Raw genomic sequence first — 14,570 nt, forward strand, 5'->3', positions numbered from 1 at the left:
AGGCCGTTAGAGAATAACCTGGATGGCCGAACGGATGGCCTGATGGGCCCTGATCCGTTCCAGGACATCATCCGGGATCGGGGTGTCGATATTGAGGACCGTGAGGGCTTCGTCACTGCCCCGGGCCAGGTTCATCCGGGCGATGTTGATCTCTGCTTCGCCGAGCAGCTGGCCGATGTAGCCGACCACGCCCGGCTGGTCATGGTTGTAGAGGATCAGGATCGGACCTTCCGGCGAGGTTTCCAGGTCGTAGTGATCAATCTTGACGATTCGCGCGCGGTCGCCGAACAGCCCGCCGCAGACACTGCGGCTGCCGTTCTCGTCCTCGATGGTGACCCGCATCAGGGTGGCGTAGCCTTCACTTTGCGAGCTTTTCGCCTCGACGATGTCGATCCCCCGCTCTTTGGCGATGAAGGGCGCGTTGACATAGTTGACCATCGAGCCGACCACCGGCTGCAGCAGCCCGTTGAGGACCGCCATGGTCAGCGGCGCCATCGGGTGGGCGGTGATGTCACCGGCATACTCGATGTTGAGTTTGCGTACCGCGCCGTTGCTGAGCTGGGTCAGCAGGGCACCGAGCTTTTCTCCGAGCTGCACGTAGGGGCGGATCTCGGCGAGCAGTTCGGCGCTGACCGAGGGGACATTGAGGGCATTGATCACTTCGCCGTGCTGCAGGAAGGCGACGATCTGTCGGGCCACCTGGACGGTGACATTGATCTGGGCGTCGACCGTGGCGGCCCGGAGATGCGGAGTGCAGATTACTTCCGGCAGCCGCAGCAGGGGATTGTCCGCGGCCGGAGGTTCCTGGCTGAAAACATCCAGCGCGGCGCCGCCGATCTGTCCGGCGGCAATGGCTTTCGCCAGGGCCTGCTCGTCGATCAGGCCGCCGGTGGCACAGTTGATGATGCGGCAGCCCGGTTTGCAGCGCTGCAGCTGTTTTTCTCCCAGCAGGTTCTCGGTCTCCTGGTTGAGGGGGACGTGCAGGGTTATGAAGTCGGCCTCCGCCAGCAGCTGGTCCAGGTTGAGCTGACGGGCGCCGAGCTGCCGGACCATCTCCTGCGGCAGATAGGGGTCGTGGACCACCACGTTCATCTTCAGGGCGCGGGCACGTTCAACCACCAGTCGGCCGATTTTTCCGGCACCGATCACGCCGAGAGTTTTTCCCGCCAGTTCAATGCCGAGAAACTGTTCCTTATCCCAGTTGCCGGCGCTGGTGGAGATATGCGCCCGGGGGATGTTTCGGGCGAGGGAGAAGAGCATCGCCAGGGTGTGCTCGGCGGTGGTTGTGGTGCTGCCGAACGGGGTGTTCATGACCACCACTCCCTTGCGGTTGGCGGCCGCAAGGTCCATGTTTTCAATCCCGATTCCGGCCCGGCCGATGACCTTCAGGCATGCGGCGCTCTCCAGCAGTTCGGCGCTGACCCTTGTGCCGCCACGCACCACCAGTGCTTCGGCATCACGGATTGCGACCCGCAGGTCGTCGCTGGAGATGCCCGGTTGATAATCGAGGGTGATGCCTTCGGCGGATTCGAAGACCTGCAGCCCCTCTTGGGAGAATGTGTCTGAAATAAGGACTTTCATGGGGTCGGGGCGGTGCTTTCGGGCCGTTTTTTCAGCGCTGCGCACCAACCTGATAAACTAGCAACAGGGCCCTGCGGTGTCAAGGTAAAAGCCAGACTGGACGGGGGGTTGCATAAAAAAGCCCGGCATCGGAGCCGGGCGGAAAGACGGGCTGGAAGGGGGTGGTCAGCTGATGGTGACATTCTGGGCCTGCAGGCCCTTGGGTCCGTCGATCATTTCGAAGGAGACGATATCCCCTTCGTTGAGTGTTCGGTAGCCATCCATCTGGATAGCGGAAAAGTGGACGAAAATGTCCGGGCCTCCCTCCTGTTCAATGAAGCCGAATCCCTTGGTGTTGTTGAACCACTTGACCGTGCCTTGCATCGTCATACCGCATCTCCTGTTCAACTGGCCGTAGCCGAGATGGCTGACAGGCCGTTCTCGAAAAGGCGCCCTCCTGTCGGCGCAAAACATCTCAACTTTAGCGCTTTGCCGAGAAAAATCAAGCGGGATTCGTTAAATTATGCAAACATTACTGCGCCTGTTCTTGTCCTGATGATGCAAAAAAGGGGAAAGCCGCCTGTCGGCGGCCCTCCCCGCATTGGATGTTGCCGATGATCTTTGTGGGCTGTCAGTGCAGTTTCAATTTTCTGCGCAACTGACGGAGCATCTTGTCGTGGCAGGGTTCGCAGATGGTTGATGTGTCGATTTCACAGACATTGCGGCGAATCTGATACCCTTCGGCCTCGATGGCACCCTGGTAGCTTCCGCACCAGGCACAATACTTGAGCATGACGCTCTCCCTTGTGGTTTGCATTACCAGATACCACAAGATCTTGTAGTGTCAAGGACTCAGGGTTGGGATTATTTCTTTTCTCCGGACGCCTGTCGGCGCAGGTATTCGATCAGCAGGCGAACCCCGACCCCGGTCCCTCCGGGACTGAGGTAATCGCGTTCCTTTTCCTGCCAGGCCGTACCGGCAATATCGAGGTGCGCCCAGGTATAGTCGCGGGCGAAGGTTTGCAGAAAGGCTGCGGCGGTGATGGTTCCGGCCGGTCGGCCGCCGACATTCTTGACATCTGCCACCTCGCTCTTGATCTGGTGGTCGTAGTCATCCCACAGCGGCAGTTGCCAGAGGCGTTCGCCGCTGCGTCGGCCGGCGGCCAGCAGCTGTTTAATCAGGCCGTCATGGTTGCCGAGCACGGCGCTGGCATGGTGGCCGAGAGCGATGATGCAGGCGCCGGTCAGGGTCGCCAGGTCGATAACCACCCGTGGCTTGAAACGGGCGGCGTAACTGAGGGCATCGGCCAGGATCAGCCGCCCTTCGGCATCGGTGTTGAGGACTTCAATGGTCTTGCCGCTGAGCGAGGTGAGGATGTCGCCGGGGCGGTAAGCCGTGCCGGAGGGAAGGTTTTCCACCGCCGGGACAATGCCGACCAGGTTGACCGGCAACCGCAGGGCGGCGGCCGCCTTGACGGTCCCGAGTACCGCCGCGCCGCCGGCCATGTCCATCTTCATTTCATCCATTTTATCGGCCGGTTTCAGGGAGATGCCGCCGGCATCGAAAACCACCCCTTTGCCGACCAGGGTGATCGGTTGCTGGGCCGGGTCGCCGCCATTGTATTCAAGAATAATCAGACGCGGATCACGGCAACTGCCCTGGGCAACGCCGAGCAGGGCTCCGCAACCCTCTTTTTCAAGCTGTCGGCGTTCCAGTACGGTGCATTTCAGTCCCGCCTCTGCGGCCATTGACTGCGCCTGCTCAGCCAGGAAGGCGGGTGACTTGATGTTGCCGGGCTGGTTGACCAGGGTACGGGCGAAGCAGGCACCGGCGCAGATCGCGGCGGCGTCCGCCACCCCGGCTGCGGCCTGATCGCGTTGGGCCCGCGTATCGACCAGCAACAGTCCTTCGTCGACAGGGGCCGCTTTCCGTTCATCGTCGCTCAGGTAGTGGTCAAAGCTGTAGCCGGCCAGCAGCAGCCCCTCGGCGGTTGCCTGCACCGCCAGGTCCGCAGTCCGGGCGGTGGAGAAGCTTGCCAGATCCAGGCAGAACTGGCCGAGTCGGCGTTCGCGCAGTTGTCTTACGGCCCGGCCGGCGCCCTGCCGCAGAGTCTCGCCGCTGATCTCGGCTGTTTTGCCGAGGCCGATCAGCAGAACTCGGGTCGGTCCGATCATCGCGCCGCTGTGCAGCAGCATGGTTTCGCCGCAACGCCCCCGGAACTCGCCTTCGCGGCGGGCGCGTTGCAGAATTCCGCCGAGGGCGCTGTCGAGTTCTTTCAGGAGGGGGGTGGTCATCCTGCCTTCCTGGACCCCCAGGATCAGGCAGGGGGTTTTCTGTTTCAGGGGGGCGGCTTTCTTGACCTGCAGTTTCATGAGGACTCCTCGTTCCTTTCAGGGACAACGTTGTTTCAGGAATTTCGCGGGGCCCGGGCATTTTGACTTTCGGCTCCGGCCCGCTAGAATGCTAGGAGGCTGTCGGACTATCCATAAACTGGCTGCAAATCCGCGCGTTCGGCCCATATCCCAGCTCTATTTTGTCCCATAGCCACTGCTATGAGGCTGCAATTGAGCCGAAATCTGTGCTCAAACGCTCGAATTTTCGCTTCAGCCTGTATCGTCCGACAGTCTCCTAGGATAGACAATAACTGCAGGTTTTTCCAGCGGGGAGGGAACGATGAGCAAAAGTGGATGGTGGTTGTTGCCGGTGGCAGCGGTGTTTTTCCTGGCGGGGTGCGCGTCATCCCGGCCCGCCGCGAGTGTCGATAAAACAACCGTTGCGGCGCAGGAGGAACAGGCGGTCGATGGTGTCTCCGGCTATGAGCAGCAGGATGGTCGAACCGGACTGGTCGGCCGGGTGTTTCTCAAGGATGGCGGTCAGCCGCTGGCCGGCGCCTATGTCAATATCTACCCCGATACCACCTCCAACCTGCTCGGTCCATCGCAGTTCATTTCCAGCCCGACCGATGAGGACGGATATTACCGGATTGATGTTCCGGCCGGGACCTACTATATCGTGGCGCGCAAACGGACCACGGGAGAACCGAGCGGACCGCTGGCACCGGGTGACTATTATTCCGAGCACCGACGCATCAGGGCCGAGGTCAAGTCGGGTCGCCTGGCGCGGGTCGATCTGGAAGTGGTGCCGATGAAGGCGCCGATGTTCTTCAAGAAAAACCTGGCTGATCGCCGGACCGACACCGGTATTCGCGGTCGCCTGGTTGATGCTTCCGGCAAACCGGTACCCGGCAGTTTCGCCATCGCCTATGTCGACGACAATCTGAAGCGCCTGCCGGACTATGCGTCGACCCTTTCCGACGGCCAGGGGCGGTTCACCATCTACCTGCCCAAGGGCGGAACCTACTACCTGGCGGGGCGGGTTCATGCCTGGGATATGCCGCATCCCGGGGAATTGTACGGTAAGCTCGGGGGTGACCAGCCGAAGCCGCTGGCGGTGAAGAAAGGGTCCTTTGTCGAAGATGTGACGCTGGTGCTGACGCCGTTTACGGGGACGTACAAACCCGGCAAAAGCCGCCGTCCTTATTAGCGAGGGCGGCCGATACGCACGCATCTGTTGCGTTGCTCGCGCCTTCAGTCGCTGCGGAGTAGCTGCCGCTACACCTCACTCCCTCAGCCGCGAGACGCCTTGCATCTACGCACGTCTCGACCGCCTTGAAGCAAAGGTGCTGTGATTTCAACCGCCTCGGACGGTGGTGCTGGAGGCATGACACGACAAAGGCCACAATCCAATTTTGTATCGGGTGTGGCCTTTGTGTCGTTTATCGTTTGCCCCCGGTTGAGCAAAAATGCTCAGATGCAAGGCGTCCGTAACCCTGCGGAATAAGGCGTACCGGAAGGTACGTCGTTGACGCAGGGGGAAGGACAACGCCGCAGATGGGCGTTTTTGCTCAACCGGTCAGCGCATGCCGACCCTGCTCAGCAACACGCCGAGCTTGCGGTTGAGAAAATGTTCCCGCGGCAGAGCGGCGACCGGCGGCGGCTTGCGCTGTCCGAGTCGCTTCAGCTGGTCGATGATTTCCTGGTTGCGCTCCATCTTCAGCCCCTGCCGAAAGGCACGGATGGCGCGTCCCTTCTGGCCGGCTTCGAGGTAGACTTTTCCCAGGTTGAGATAATGCAGGCTTTTTCCCGGGTCGCTCTGTTGGGCAGCGAGGCACATGGCGATGGCCTTCTGGTATTGCTTTTTTTCCCGCGCCAGGCAGTAGGCCAGATGCGATTTGACCAGCGGGGTGGCGGACAGCCTGGCGGCATCCTCGAACAGGACCAGCGCCAGCAGGGTGTCGCCTTCAGCGATCGCCTGTTTTCCTCGCTCGACCAGGACGTTGAATCGTTCTCTGCTCATCGGCCCTCTCTTTGGTGGCGGTCAGAATCCGTAGTCTGAATCAGGTCTGGCGAGGTTTTATCCAGCAATCCCTGTTCCAGTCAGCAGTTTATCGCCCCGCAGGCGGGGTGCAAGCCGGTCGTCACCCTGCCGGAAGCGGAGGTCCGGTTCTTTCACGCCTATAATTACCGGCTTATCACCGGGGGGCGGGGCTTGCCTGAACGTACTGAGTCAGATTTCAGCCCATGCGCAATGCGATGAAACTGTCCAGGTCGGGGCAGTTGAGAAAGGCGTTGTTTTCCAGTTCCCAGGCGATGGTCGAGGTCGGGGTCGGTCCATAATCGTGTCCGGGATAGACCAGGGTTTCGGGGGGCAGTTGTTTGATCCGCTGCAGACTGTGGTAGAGACGTTTCACATCTCCGCCCGGCAGATCGGCACGGCCGCAACGGCTGACGAACAGGGTGTCGCCGGTAATGATCGCGTCGCCGACTCTGAAAATGACCGAGCCGGGGGTATGACCCGGGGTATGCAGGGATTCAATCCGGCCGTTGCCGAGGAGGATCAGGCTGCCGTTGCCGAGCGGCTGCTGGGCGTGGGGAATGTCGCTGGGATGGGCGGTGAGCACCGCGCCGGTGGCGGAATGGATGGCGTTGTTGCCGGCGATGTGATCGCGATGGCCATGCGTGTTGGCCAGGATGCGGATGTCCAGCCCGCGTTCGGCGGCGGCTTCGAGCAGCAGTTCCGGTGCGAAACCGGGGTCGACAACCATGGCTTCACGGGTCTCCGGACACCAGACGAGGTAGGTGAAGTTGTCCGACCGGCCGACCGGCAGCTGCAGGATTTCAAAGTTTGTCATGATCAGAGCCAGTCCGGGGTTGCCGGCTCGGTCCGGCCGATGATGCGGATCTCCCCCTCGGTGATTTTGAACTGCAGGCCGGTTGCCTTGACGGTCCATTCATCTCCCTCGGCCGGTGGTTGCGGGAATTCGCGGCTGCCGAGGTAGATGTCTTCATTGTCGATCATGCCATACCATTCGAGCTGGCCGGTCTGCCAGATTTTGGTTTTAAGTCCGTAAGCCATAGAACGTGGATCTCCTGGTTTCGTGGATTGGGGGCTGATGTGATCACCGATTTAATCATAGCCGCAGATGCCGCCGGGACGCAATCGCTTCCGACGGTTCCAGATCCACCGGCTGTTTTGCGGACCGAGAGTGGCGGGATGGGTGGAGATGCGAGGCGCCGTGCCGATTCGGGCGGAAACGTAGTCAAACTACGTTGAACACCGAATCGGTAAAGGTAGTGAAGTAGATTCAGCCATAACGACAGCCGAATCCCGAAATTGCCGGTGGATCCGGGACGCCGGTTGTGATGCCGGCGGCATTGCGGCTATAATGCTTCCTGTCTGTGGAGCTGAAGCGGCGACAGGAGGTTGGATGAAGTTTACCAAGATGCATGGAGCCGGCAACGATTATGTCTACGTCAACGGTTTCGTGGAACAGCCGGAAGATCCGGAAGGGCTGGCGCGGCGGGTCAGTGACCGTCACTTCGGCATCGGTTCCGACGGCCTGATTCTGATCCTGCCGTCGGAACGGGCCGATCTGCGGATGCGGATTTTCAATGCCGACGGCAGTGAAGCGCAGATGTGCGGCAACGGCGTCCGTTGCGTGGCCAAGTACGCCTGGGATCATGGCCTGGTCCGTCGTCAGGAACTGACCGTGGAGACCGGAGCCGGCATTTTGACCCTGCAGCTCTTTCCCGGGGCCGATGAGAGAATCGAGCGGGTGCGGGTCAATATGGGGACACCGCGCCTGACCCGGGCTGAACTGCCGATGACCGGAGCGGCCGACCACCGGGCGGTGGACGTGGAACTGGCGGTGAATGGTGAGGTTTTCCGGGCGACCTGCGTGTCGATGGGCAACCCTCACTGCGTCATCTATGTTGATGATGTCGAGCGCTTTCCGGTGGCGGACGTCGGTCCGTTGATCGAGCATCATGCCTGGTTTCCCGAGCGGATCAATGTTCATTTCGTACAGGTGCTTTCCGCCACCGAAGTCCGGCAGCGGACCTGGGAGCGGGGTGCCGGGGAGACCCTTGCCTGCGGGACCGGGGCCGCGGCGGTCTGCGTGGCCGGGGTGCTGACTGGTCGCGGCGACCGCTCGCTGCTGGTCCATCTGCCCGGTGGTGAGCTGCGGCTGGAATGGGCCGCGGACGGCGATGTCTACATGACCGGACCGGCGACCGAGGTCTTCAGCGGGGAGTGGCGGGGATGAACGACTGTCCGATGTGCCGGCGCTGGCGGCAGGAGCCCGACCTGCGTATTGTCGAATTCGAGCATTGTTATGTGACCCTCAATCGGGACCAGTTTTTTCGGGGCTACACCCTGGTGTTCAGCAAAGACCATGTCACGGAGCTGTTTCATCTCGATGCCGTGACCCGGGGGGCGGTGCTGGAGGAGGTCAATCGCGTGGCAGAGGCCCTGGCCAGGATTTTCAACCCGACCAAGATGAACTACGAACTGCTTGGCAATATGGTGCCGCACATGCACTGGCACCTGGTGCCGCGCTTTGTCGATGACCCGCTCTGGCCGCGTCCGATCTGGAGCGAGCCCCATGATGAACAACCGCTTGCATCGGAGGCCTGCCGCGAGCGGATCAGGCTGATCCGCGAAGCGTTGGAGGACTGAATAACGTGGATGCCGTTCTGTTCGACCTCGACAATACTCTCTATTCACCGGAGCGTGACCTCTTTTCCCTGATTGACGTGCGCATCAACCGTTACATGAAAGAGGTGGTCTGTATTGCCCCGGGCGAGGTCGACGGCCTGCGGCGGCGCTACTGGCAGGACTACGGCGCCACCCTGCAGGGGCTGGTGCGCCATTGGCAGGTCGATCCGGAGGATTATCTCGATTATGTGCATGACGTCGATGTCGCCGGTCGGCTTTCGCCCGACCCCGGGCTGCGTAATGCCATCGAACAGCTGCCGATGGACTGCTATGTTTTTACCAACGGCTCCTGCGGTCATGCCGAACGGGTGGTCGATGCTCTCGGCCTGCAGGGGGTTTTTGCCGGCATCTTCGATATCCGCATCGCCAACTACCAGCCGAAGCCGAACCCTGATCCCTACCGGGGTGTGCTGCAACGACTGGGAACCGACGCCGGTCGCTGTGTGATGATCGAGGATTCTCTTGACAACCTGCAGACCGCCAAGCAACTTGGCATGATCACCGTGCTGGTCGGGAGCGGACCGGCTGCAGGCCATGTCGATCATCATGTCGCCGATGCCCGGAGTGCCGCTGAAGCGGTCGGCACCCTGGTTTCTCCCTCCTGCTGACGGGGAAGGTGAGCCATCGTGATCCGGCATCCCCTCGGTGTTCATGCCTCGATTGCCGGCGGAATTGAAAAAGCGATCCTGCGTGGCGAGCGGATCGGTTGTACCGCGCTGCAGATTTTCACCGGCAACGCCAGCCGTTGGGTCGTGAAACCCCTTTCACCGATTGGTGTTGAGGCGTTTCACGCCGCCCGGCTGAACAGTTCTATCAGCAGGGTGTTCGCCCACGACAGTTACCTGATCAATCTTGCCGCACCCGACGACGGGAAGTGGGAAAAATCGAAAGCCGCCTTCATCGATGAACTGCGACGCTGCCGGCAGCTCGGACTCGACGGGCTGGTGATGCATCCCGGCGCCCATCTTGAGAGCGGAGAAGAGGTCGGGTTGCAACGTGTCGCCGCCGCCTTCCACGAGATTTTTGCCGCCGTCCCGGATGCGCCGCAGGTGCTGCTTGAGACCACCGCCGGCATGGGCAGTCATCTCGGTTGGCGCTTCGAACAGCTGGCGCGTATTATCGAGCGGGTTCCCGAACATGATTTCGGTATCTGCTTCGATACCTGCCACGTCTTCGCCGCCGGTTACGATATCTCCGGTGAAGCCGGTTACGAGGCGGTCATGGCCGAGTTCGACCGTCTTGTCGGTTGCGGGCGCATCCGCCTGTTCCACATCAACGACAGCAAAAGGGACTGTGGTTCGCGGGTCGATCGCCACCAGCATGTCGGGCGGGGCTGTATCGGTGAGACCGGCTTCGCCTGTCTGATGCGGGATGCGCGCTTTGCAGATGTTCCCAAGATCCTGGAAACACCGCCGGGGGAGGAGCACGCCGATGACCTGCGCAACCTGGAGCTGTTGCGACGACTCGCGGGGGAGGGTTGATCGGAAGATTGCGGCACCTCAGGTGCCGGGAACCTGTTTACGGAGCAACTTATTTATGCGTGCAGTGTTGCAGCGGGTCAGTGAGGCCCGCGTCAGGGTGGACAACGAAATCGTCGGGGAGATCGGGCCGGGGTTGCTGGTACTGCTCGGAGTTGGTCGGGGTGATGATGAGCGGGATGTTGCCTACCTGGCGGACAAGACGGCCGGTCTGCGTATTTTTGAAGACGACGGCGGCAAGATGAATCTTTCGGTCAGCGATATCGGTGGTGCCGTGCTGGCGGTTTCGCAATTCACTCTGTTCGGGGACTGCCGCAAGGGACGGCGGCCGGGATTTTCGGCGGCGGCTCCTCCAGACGAGGCGAACCGTCTTTACCAGTTGTTCGTTGACCGGTTGCGGCAGCTGGGGCTGCCGGTTGCCACAGGTATTTTTCAGGCCGATATGAAAGTCGAGCTGGTCAACGACGGGCCGGTGACCATGCTGCTTGACAGCAACAGGGAGTTCTGATGGACGGAGATGTTCAGGAAGGGCGTGGCCGCAGCGCCAGGAAACGAGCCGCGCAGCAGGTGGAAAAACTGGCACAGCAACTGGTTGACCTGCCGGAGAAGCAGCTGCCGGATTTGCCTTTGCCGGCTGAGCTGGCAACGGAGCTGGAGCAGGTGCGCCGCACCCGTGGTCATTCTTCACGGCGCCGGGCGGTCAAGCACCTGGCCGGGATGCTGCGTCGTGACGAGGAACTGATCGGTCGGATTGAAGACCATCTGGCAGGTATGAGCGAAGCCCATTGGCGGCAGCAGGCCCGTTTTCACCGGCTGGAAGAACTGCGTGACCGCCTCTGCGATCCGCAGACGGTCGATACTGTGATCCAGGAGTTGTCCGGGTGTCTGTCCGGGCCCGAAATCAAGGAACTGAGACGGCTTTCCCGGGTTGCCGGCAATGGTGACCGTGGTGCGGCGCGGAAGGTCTTTCGGCTGTTGCGTGACCTTGAGGGAGAACTCTGCCGTGATTGAATCCGGGGTGGGGGATGTTAAGCTGAAACAGGGAGGATTGTAAATGCTGCGTCTGATAATCATACTTGTCGTGAGCCTGACGGTTGCCGCCCCGGTTTGTGCCGTGGAGCTTTATCCCTGTCGAGATCAGGAGGGGCGCCTGTTCGTGACCGACGACCCGGGTCACCTGCCGGAAGGCTGTACCCTGCTCGGGGCACCTCCGGGCAAGGGGAGCTTCAGTATCGTGACCTCTCCTGACGACAGTCCTCCCGCCCGCGGCGTCATGACGGCTCCGTCCCGTACCGGTCAGCTGGAACGGGCCCGGACGCGGATATGGCAACATCGTGCTGAAACCCTGCTGGCTGATTATCGTCGGATTGTTGGTGAGATGTCCCGCATCCGCCGCAGTCGTGACCGGCGCGTGGCGCGCCAGCGGTTGGAACTGGTCAAAGAGAAAAAGGAACTGCTGCTGGCCGAGGTGCAGCGATCGAACCGTCTTATTCTGCGCCAGGAACTGGCTGAACTGCTGGCCGTGATCCCCGATTGAAACAAAAAAACCCGACCATCTGGTCGGGTTTTTTTGTCAACCGGATTCAGGGTAAAACTCAGAGAGCTTTTTTGATCAGGCCTTCGAGCTGGTTTTTCGGTACCGCGCCGACCACCTGGTCAACGACCTTGCCGTCCTTGAACAGGATCAGGGTCGGGATGCCGCGCACACCGTACTGGCCCGGAGTGGCTGGATTGTCATCAACATTGAGCTTGCCGATCTTGACCTGGCCGTCAAATTCATCCGCCAGGCTGTCGACCACCGGGGCAATAGCCTTGCAGGGGGCGCACCAGGATGCCCAGAAATCCACCAGGACCGGAGTGGGGGACTGCAGAACATCACTGTCGAAACTGTCGTCGGTCAACTCTACAACTTTATCGCTTGCCATCGTCTGTATCTCCTTTGGAATGAAATCCTGAAAACGGTCAATCGGTAACCGGAGTCGAACAGGGTCGACGCGCCTGCCGGGGGCCACGAATTCAGGGATGCTTCAATGGGAAGAAATCACGTCGTACAATGATAATCAACGCTTCAGAAAAATCAAGGGCATGTTTACGGCCCAAATCCACCGGCAATTTCGGGATTCGGCTGTCGTTACAGATGAATCTGCTTCGTTGCCTTCACCGCTTCGGTGCTCAACGTAGCACGGCTACGTCTGCGCCCAAATCGGCGCGGCGCCTCGCATCTCCACCCGTTCCGCCACCCTCGGTCCACAAACAGCCGGTGGATTTGGGCACGGGCGAGACCGGCTGCGCTTGACAGTTCCCCCTCGGGTTCCTATGCTCTGCCCTGACCCGGTCTGCCCTGACCCGGTCTGCCATTGGAGTGAAAGTCTTGAACGGAGGTGGGTCATGTCCCAAGCCAGGATCATGACTGCGGTTGCGCAGCATGTCGAACGAGTGACAAAAAGCTTTGAGCTGCAGTCCGAGGAGTTGGCCGGACTGGTCGAGCAGGTTGTCAACGGCTTCTATCAGGAACAGAAGCTGTTGCTGGCCGCTTCGGGCGTGCTTGGTGACGTGGCCAACCTGATCGCCAACCAGTTTCTTCACCGGCTCCATTTTGAACGGCCGCAGTTGCCGGCGGTTTCCCTCTGCCATGACCTGACCCTGGCGGCGTCCCTGGCCCGTCACAACCTGGATGACCAGTACTATGCCCGCCAGCTGCAGATGCTGGCCGCTTCCGGTGACCTGCTGTTGATCCTTGCCGACGGCCAGCACGACGCGGCCATCGATGCCGCGATTCAGGTGGCGCGTGACAAGGAGTGCACGATCGCCGTTCTCTGTCCGGCCCGGCCCGGCTGGAACGGCCCCGCGGTTGATTTCAAGCTTGAACTGGAAGCCGACAATACCGGTGAACTGGCAGAAACCGCTCTGCTTTTTGGCCGACTGTTGTGCGAACTGGTTGAACACGAACTGTTTGGAATCTGATCTCATGACCCTCTTCCCGGCAATGCTCGACCTGCAGGACCGGCTCTGCCTGGTGGTCGGCGGCGGTACGGTTGCCTGCCGCAAGCTGCAGTCGCTGCTGGCGGCCGGAGCCAGGGTTCGCCTGGTGGCTCCCGACTGTCGGCGGCCGCCCGTTCAGGGAGAGTTTGAATGGCTGCGCCGCTGCTGGCGGCCGGAGGACCTGAGTCCGGATGTTCTGCTGGTGGTCGTGGCCACCGACAACCCGCAGGTCAACCGGGAGATTGCCGAGACGGCAAGACGGATGAATATCCTGGTCAATGCCGCCGCTGTCGGCACTCGTGGCAACCTGCAGTTTCCGGCGGTGCGGCGCCGGGGACGACTGACCCTGGCGGTCGGCACCGAGGGGGGCAGTCCGGCTCTGGCCGGGCTGGTTGCCGATCTGGCGCTGCAGCGATTCGGTCCCGAATGGGAGTTTGTGGCTGAACTGGTCGCGGCGCTGCGGCGCTCCGCGTTGACAGCCGCTTCGGGGCGGGAATATAATCAATCTTTTTTGCGCCTTTTGCTTGACGGTGGGTTGGCCGAGATGGTTGCCCGGGGGCGTTGGAACGATGTGGACCAGTTGTTGCAAACGGTCTGCGGTGGCAATTGCAGCCTGGCGGCATTGGGGCTGGAACGACCGGACGGGAACCCATGAGCATCAATATTCTCCTCTACAAAATCACCCTGCTGGTTTATCTCGCGGCGACTGTGCTGTTCCTGGTCGATGTGATCACCCGTCGTGTCAAGCTGGGCACAATCGCCCGCTGGGTCCTGGGGGGAGGATTCCTTCTGCACTGCGTCACCTTGGGGGCGCGCTACTTTGCCACTGGCCACGTCCCGGTGGTCAATCTGCATGAATCGCTGTCCTTTTTTGCCTGGGCGGTGATCGGCATCTTCTTCCTGTTTGATTTCAAATACCGACTTGATATTCTCGGCGCCTTCAGTTGTCCGCTGGCCCTGGCACTGATGATCCTCGGCGCGGCGACCACCGCACCGACGCCGACCGTCAACCCGGCCCTTGACAGCTGGTGGTTTCCGGTTCATGTCGCCCTGGCGTTTCTCGGCTATGCCGTCTTCGCCCTCTCCTTTGTCGCCGCGGTCATGTACCTGTTGCAGGAGAGAATGCTCAAGAGCAAGAGTTTCTCAGGGCTCTATTACCGTCTTCCGTCTCTGGAGATTCTCGACAACATCAACTACCGGTGCCTGACCATCGGCTTTCCGCTGATGACCATGGGGATCATTTCCGGGGCCGTGTGGGCCAACTCGGCCTGGGGCGGCTACTGGCGCTGGGATCCCAAGGAGACCTGGGCGCTGATCACCTGGTTCCTCTACGCGGCCCTGCTGCACGGTCGCCTGACCATCGGCTGGCGCGGACGACGGGCGGCTATCTTTGCCATCATCGGATTTCTCTGCCTGATGTTCACCTTCTTCGGGGTGAACATGATGCTTTCGGATCTGCACAGTTTCAACGCCCTGGAAGGACGCTAGGGGAG

General features: G+C 61.0%; 19 protein-coding genes. 11 read left to right on the top strand and 8 right to left on the bottom strand.

Going from position 1 to position 14,570, the window contains the following annotated elements; translation table 11 throughout:
• Positions 1 to 6: 6 nt before the first annotated feature.
• The 4 genes from serA to B5V00_RS05220 form a co-directional block, all read right to left on the bottom strand.
• On the bottom strand, positions 7 to 1,581 hold the full coding sequence (gene serA / locus B5V00_RS05210) for a phosphoglycerate dehydrogenase (RefSeq protein ID WP_085009702.1): 1,575 nt from the start codon (positions 1,579 to 1,581) through the stop codon (positions 7 to 9).
• Between the two features lie 165 nt (positions 1,582 to 1,746).
• Entirely contained in the window at positions 1,747 to 1,950 is a 204-nt protein-coding gene (locus B5V00_RS05215; protein ID WP_281249650.1) for a cold-shock protein, read from the bottom strand.
• A 241-nt stretch (positions 1,951 to 2,191) separates the two neighbouring features.
• On the bottom strand, positions 2,192 to 2,353 hold the full coding sequence (locus tag B5V00_RS17140) for a hypothetical protein (RefSeq protein ID WP_172399626.1): 162 nt from the start codon (positions 2,351 to 2,353) through the stop codon (positions 2,192 to 2,194).
• 71 nt (positions 2,354 to 2,424) lie between these two features.
• Positions 2,425 to 3,933: a leucyl aminopeptidase gene (locus tag B5V00_RS05220; protein WP_085009703.1), complete on the bottom strand. Its 1,509-nt coding sequence runs from the start codon at positions 3,931 to 3,933 to the stop codon at positions 2,425 to 2,427.
• Positions 3,934 to 4,234: 301 nt separating this feature from the next.
• Between B5V00_RS05220 and B5V00_RS05225 the strand changes: the two genes are divergently transcribed.
• Positions 4,235 to 5,104 carry an MSCRAMM family protein gene (locus B5V00_RS05225; RefSeq protein ID WP_085009704.1) on the top strand — a complete coding sequence of 290 codons (870 nt, stop codon included), beginning with the start codon at positions 4,235 to 4,237 and terminating at the stop codon, positions 5,102 to 5,104.
• Positions 5,105 to 5,473: 369 nt separating this feature from the next.
• Here the strand turns inward: B5V00_RS05225 and B5V00_RS05230 are convergent, their stop codons facing one another.
• The 3 genes from B5V00_RS05230 to B5V00_RS05240 all read right to left on the bottom strand — a co-directional run bounded on the left by B5V00_RS05230 (position 5,474) and on the right by B5V00_RS05240 (position 6,976).
• The gene (locus B5V00_RS05230; RefSeq protein WP_085009705.1) at positions 5,474 to 5,917 is read right to left on the bottom strand and encodes a tetratricopeptide repeat protein; all 444 of its coding nucleotides are present in this window, start codon (positions 5,915 to 5,917) and stop codon (positions 5,474 to 5,476) included.
• A gap of 217 nt (positions 5,918 to 6,134) precedes the next feature.
• The gene (locus B5V00_RS05235) at positions 6,135 to 6,752 is read right to left on the bottom strand and encodes a hydroxyacylglutathione hydrolase family protein (protein WP_172399627.1); all 618 of its coding nucleotides are present in this window, start codon (positions 6,750 to 6,752) and stop codon (positions 6,135 to 6,137) included.
• A gap of 2 nt (positions 6,753 to 6,754) precedes the next feature.
• Positions 6,755 to 6,976, bottom strand: coding sequence for a hypothetical protein (locus B5V00_RS05240; RefSeq protein ID WP_085009707.1), 222 nt, complete (start codon positions 6,974 to 6,976; stop codon positions 6,755 to 6,757).
• Positions 6,977 to 7,328: 352 nt separating this feature from the next.
• Between B5V00_RS05240 and dapF the strand changes: the two genes are divergently transcribed.
• The 7 genes from dapF to B5V00_RS05275 are packed head-to-tail and all read left to right on the top strand — an operon-like array spanning position 7,329 to position 11,632.
• On the top strand, positions 7,329 to 8,165 hold the full coding sequence (dapF, locus tag B5V00_RS05245) for a diaminopimelate epimerase (RefSeq protein WP_085009708.1): 837 nt from the start codon (positions 7,329 to 7,331) through the stop codon (positions 8,163 to 8,165).
• Complete coding sequence (locus B5V00_RS05250) at positions 8,162 to 8,578, top strand: HIT family protein (RefSeq protein WP_085009709.1); 417 nt, start codon at positions 8,162 to 8,164, stop codon at positions 8,576 to 8,578. The genes dapF and B5V00_RS05250 overlap by 4 nt, the downstream gene beginning before the upstream one ends.
• A gap of 5 nt (positions 8,579 to 8,583) precedes the next feature.
• Positions 8,584 to 9,225, top strand: coding sequence for a pyrimidine 5'-nucleotidase (locus tag B5V00_RS05255; RefSeq protein ID WP_085009710.1), 642 nt, complete (start codon positions 8,584 to 8,586; stop codon positions 9,223 to 9,225).
• A gap of 21 nt (positions 9,226 to 9,246) precedes the next feature.
• Positions 9,247 to 10,098 (top strand): deoxyribonuclease IV, encoded by an 852-nt coding sequence (locus tag B5V00_RS05260; protein WP_139800671.1) that lies wholly within the window; start codon positions 9,247 to 9,249, stop codon positions 10,096 to 10,098.
• Positions 10,099 to 10,153: 55 nt separating this feature from the next.
• Positions 10,154 to 10,603, top strand: coding sequence for a D-aminoacyl-tRNA deacylase (gene dtd / locus B5V00_RS05265; protein WP_085009712.1), 450 nt, complete (start codon positions 10,154 to 10,156; stop codon positions 10,601 to 10,603).
• The gene (gene yjgA, locus B5V00_RS05270) at positions 10,603 to 11,106 is read left to right on the top strand and encodes a ribosome biogenesis factor YjgA (protein WP_085009713.1); all 504 of its coding nucleotides are present in this window, start codon (positions 10,603 to 10,605) and stop codon (positions 11,104 to 11,106) included. The genes dtd and yjgA overlap by 1 nt, the downstream gene beginning before the upstream one ends.
• 43 nt (positions 11,107 to 11,149) lie before the next feature.
• The gene (locus B5V00_RS05275) at positions 11,150 to 11,632 is read left to right on the top strand and encodes a DUF4124 domain-containing protein (RefSeq protein WP_085009714.1); all 483 of its coding nucleotides are present in this window, start codon (positions 11,150 to 11,152) and stop codon (positions 11,630 to 11,632) included.
• Between the two features lie 58 nt (positions 11,633 to 11,690).
• Here the strand turns inward: B5V00_RS05275 and trxA are convergent, their stop codons facing one another.
• Positions 11,691 to 12,020 carry a thioredoxin TrxA gene (gene trxA, locus B5V00_RS05280; RefSeq protein ID WP_085009715.1) on the bottom strand — a complete coding sequence of 110 codons (330 nt, stop codon included), beginning with the start codon at positions 12,018 to 12,020 and terminating at the stop codon, positions 11,691 to 11,693.
• A 463-nt stretch (positions 12,021 to 12,483) separates the two neighbouring features.
• Here trxA and B5V00_RS05285 point away from each other — a divergent pair, with 463 nt between their 5' ends.
• The 3 genes from B5V00_RS05285 to ccsB are packed head-to-tail and all read left to right on the top strand — an operon-like array spanning position 12,484 to position 14,565.
• The gene (locus tag B5V00_RS05285; RefSeq protein ID WP_172399628.1) at positions 12,484 to 13,059 is read left to right on the top strand and encodes a phosphoheptose isomerase family protein; all 576 of its coding nucleotides are present in this window, start codon (positions 12,484 to 12,486) and stop codon (positions 13,057 to 13,059) included.
• A gap of 4 nt (positions 13,060 to 13,063) precedes the next feature.
• Positions 13,064 to 13,732, top strand: a complete 669-nt coding sequence (locus B5V00_RS05290; protein WP_172399629.1) for a precorrin-2 dehydrogenase/sirohydrochlorin ferrochelatase family protein — start codon at positions 13,064 to 13,066, stop codon at positions 13,730 to 13,732.
• A 2-nt stretch (positions 13,733 to 13,734) separates the two neighbouring features.
• Entirely contained in the window at positions 13,735 to 14,565 is an 831-nt protein-coding gene (gene ccsB, locus B5V00_RS05295) for a c-type cytochrome biogenesis protein CcsB (RefSeq protein ID WP_085009773.1), read from the top strand.
• Positions 14,566 to 14,570: the final 5 nt, after the last annotated feature.

Source organism: Geothermobacter hydrogeniphilus, assembly GCF_002093115.1.
GTDB classification, from domain to species: domain Bacteria; phylum Desulfobacterota; class Desulfuromonadia; order Desulfuromonadales; family Geothermobacteraceae; genus Geothermobacter_A; species Geothermobacter_A hydrogeniphilus.

What these genes read in the sequence shown, in the direction of transcription:
- serA (WP_085009702.1), bottom strand. Translation starts at nt 1,581, where the DNA reads ATGAAAGTCCTTATTTCAGACACATTCTCCCAAGAGGGGCTGCAGGTC.
- B5V00_RS05215 (WP_281249650.1), bottom strand. Translation starts at nt 1,950, where the DNA reads ATGACGATGCAAGGCACGGTCAAGTGGTTCAACAACACCAAGGGATTC.
- B5V00_RS17140 (WP_172399626.1), bottom strand. Translation starts at nt 2,353, where the DNA reads ATGCTCAAGTATTGTGCCTGGTGCGGAAGCTACCAGGGTGCCATCGAG.
- B5V00_RS05220 (WP_085009703.1), bottom strand. Translation starts at nt 3,933, where the DNA reads ATGAAACTGCAGGTCAAGAAAGCCGCCCCCCTGAAACAGAAAACCCCC.
- B5V00_RS05225 (WP_085009704.1), top strand. Translation starts at nt 4,235, where the DNA reads ATGAGCAAAAGTGGATGGTGGTTGTTGCCGGTGGCAGCGGTGTTTTTC.
- B5V00_RS05230 (WP_085009705.1), bottom strand. Translation starts at nt 5,917, where the DNA reads ATGAGCAGAGAACGATTCAACGTCCTGGTCGAGCGAGGAAAACAGGCG.
- B5V00_RS05235 (WP_172399627.1), bottom strand. Translation starts at nt 6,752, where the DNA reads ATGACAAACTTTGAAATCCTGCAGCTGCCGGTCGGCCGGTCGGACAAC.
- B5V00_RS05240 (WP_085009707.1), bottom strand. Translation starts at nt 6,976, where the DNA reads ATGGCTTACGGACTTAAAACCAAAATCTGGCAGACCGGCCAGCTCGAA.
- dapF (WP_085009708.1), top strand. Translation starts at nt 7,329, where the DNA reads ATGAAGTTTACCAAGATGCATGGAGCCGGCAACGATTATGTCTACGTC.
- B5V00_RS05250 (WP_085009709.1), top strand. Translation starts at nt 8,162, where the DNA reads ATGAACGACTGTCCGATGTGCCGGCGCTGGCGGCAGGAGCCCGACCTG.
- dtd (WP_085009712.1), top strand. Translation starts at nt 10,154, where the DNA reads ATGCGTGCAGTGTTGCAGCGGGTCAGTGAGGCCCGCGTCAGGGTGGAC.
- yjgA (WP_085009713.1), top strand. Translation starts at nt 10,603, where the DNA reads ATGGACGGAGATGTTCAGGAAGGGCGTGGCCGCAGCGCCAGGAAACGA.
- B5V00_RS05275 (WP_085009714.1), top strand. Translation starts at nt 11,150, where the DNA reads ATGCTGCGTCTGATAATCATACTTGTCGTGAGCCTGACGGTTGCCGCC.
- trxA (WP_085009715.1), bottom strand. Translation starts at nt 12,020, where the DNA reads ATGGCAAGCGATAAAGTTGTAGAGTTGACCGACGACAGTTTCGACAGT.
- B5V00_RS05285 (WP_172399628.1), top strand. Translation starts at nt 12,484, where the DNA reads ATGTCCCAAGCCAGGATCATGACTGCGGTTGCGCAGCATGTCGAACGA.
- B5V00_RS05290 (WP_172399629.1), top strand. Translation starts at nt 13,064, where the DNA reads ATGACCCTCTTCCCGGCAATGCTCGACCTGCAGGACCGGCTCTGCCTG.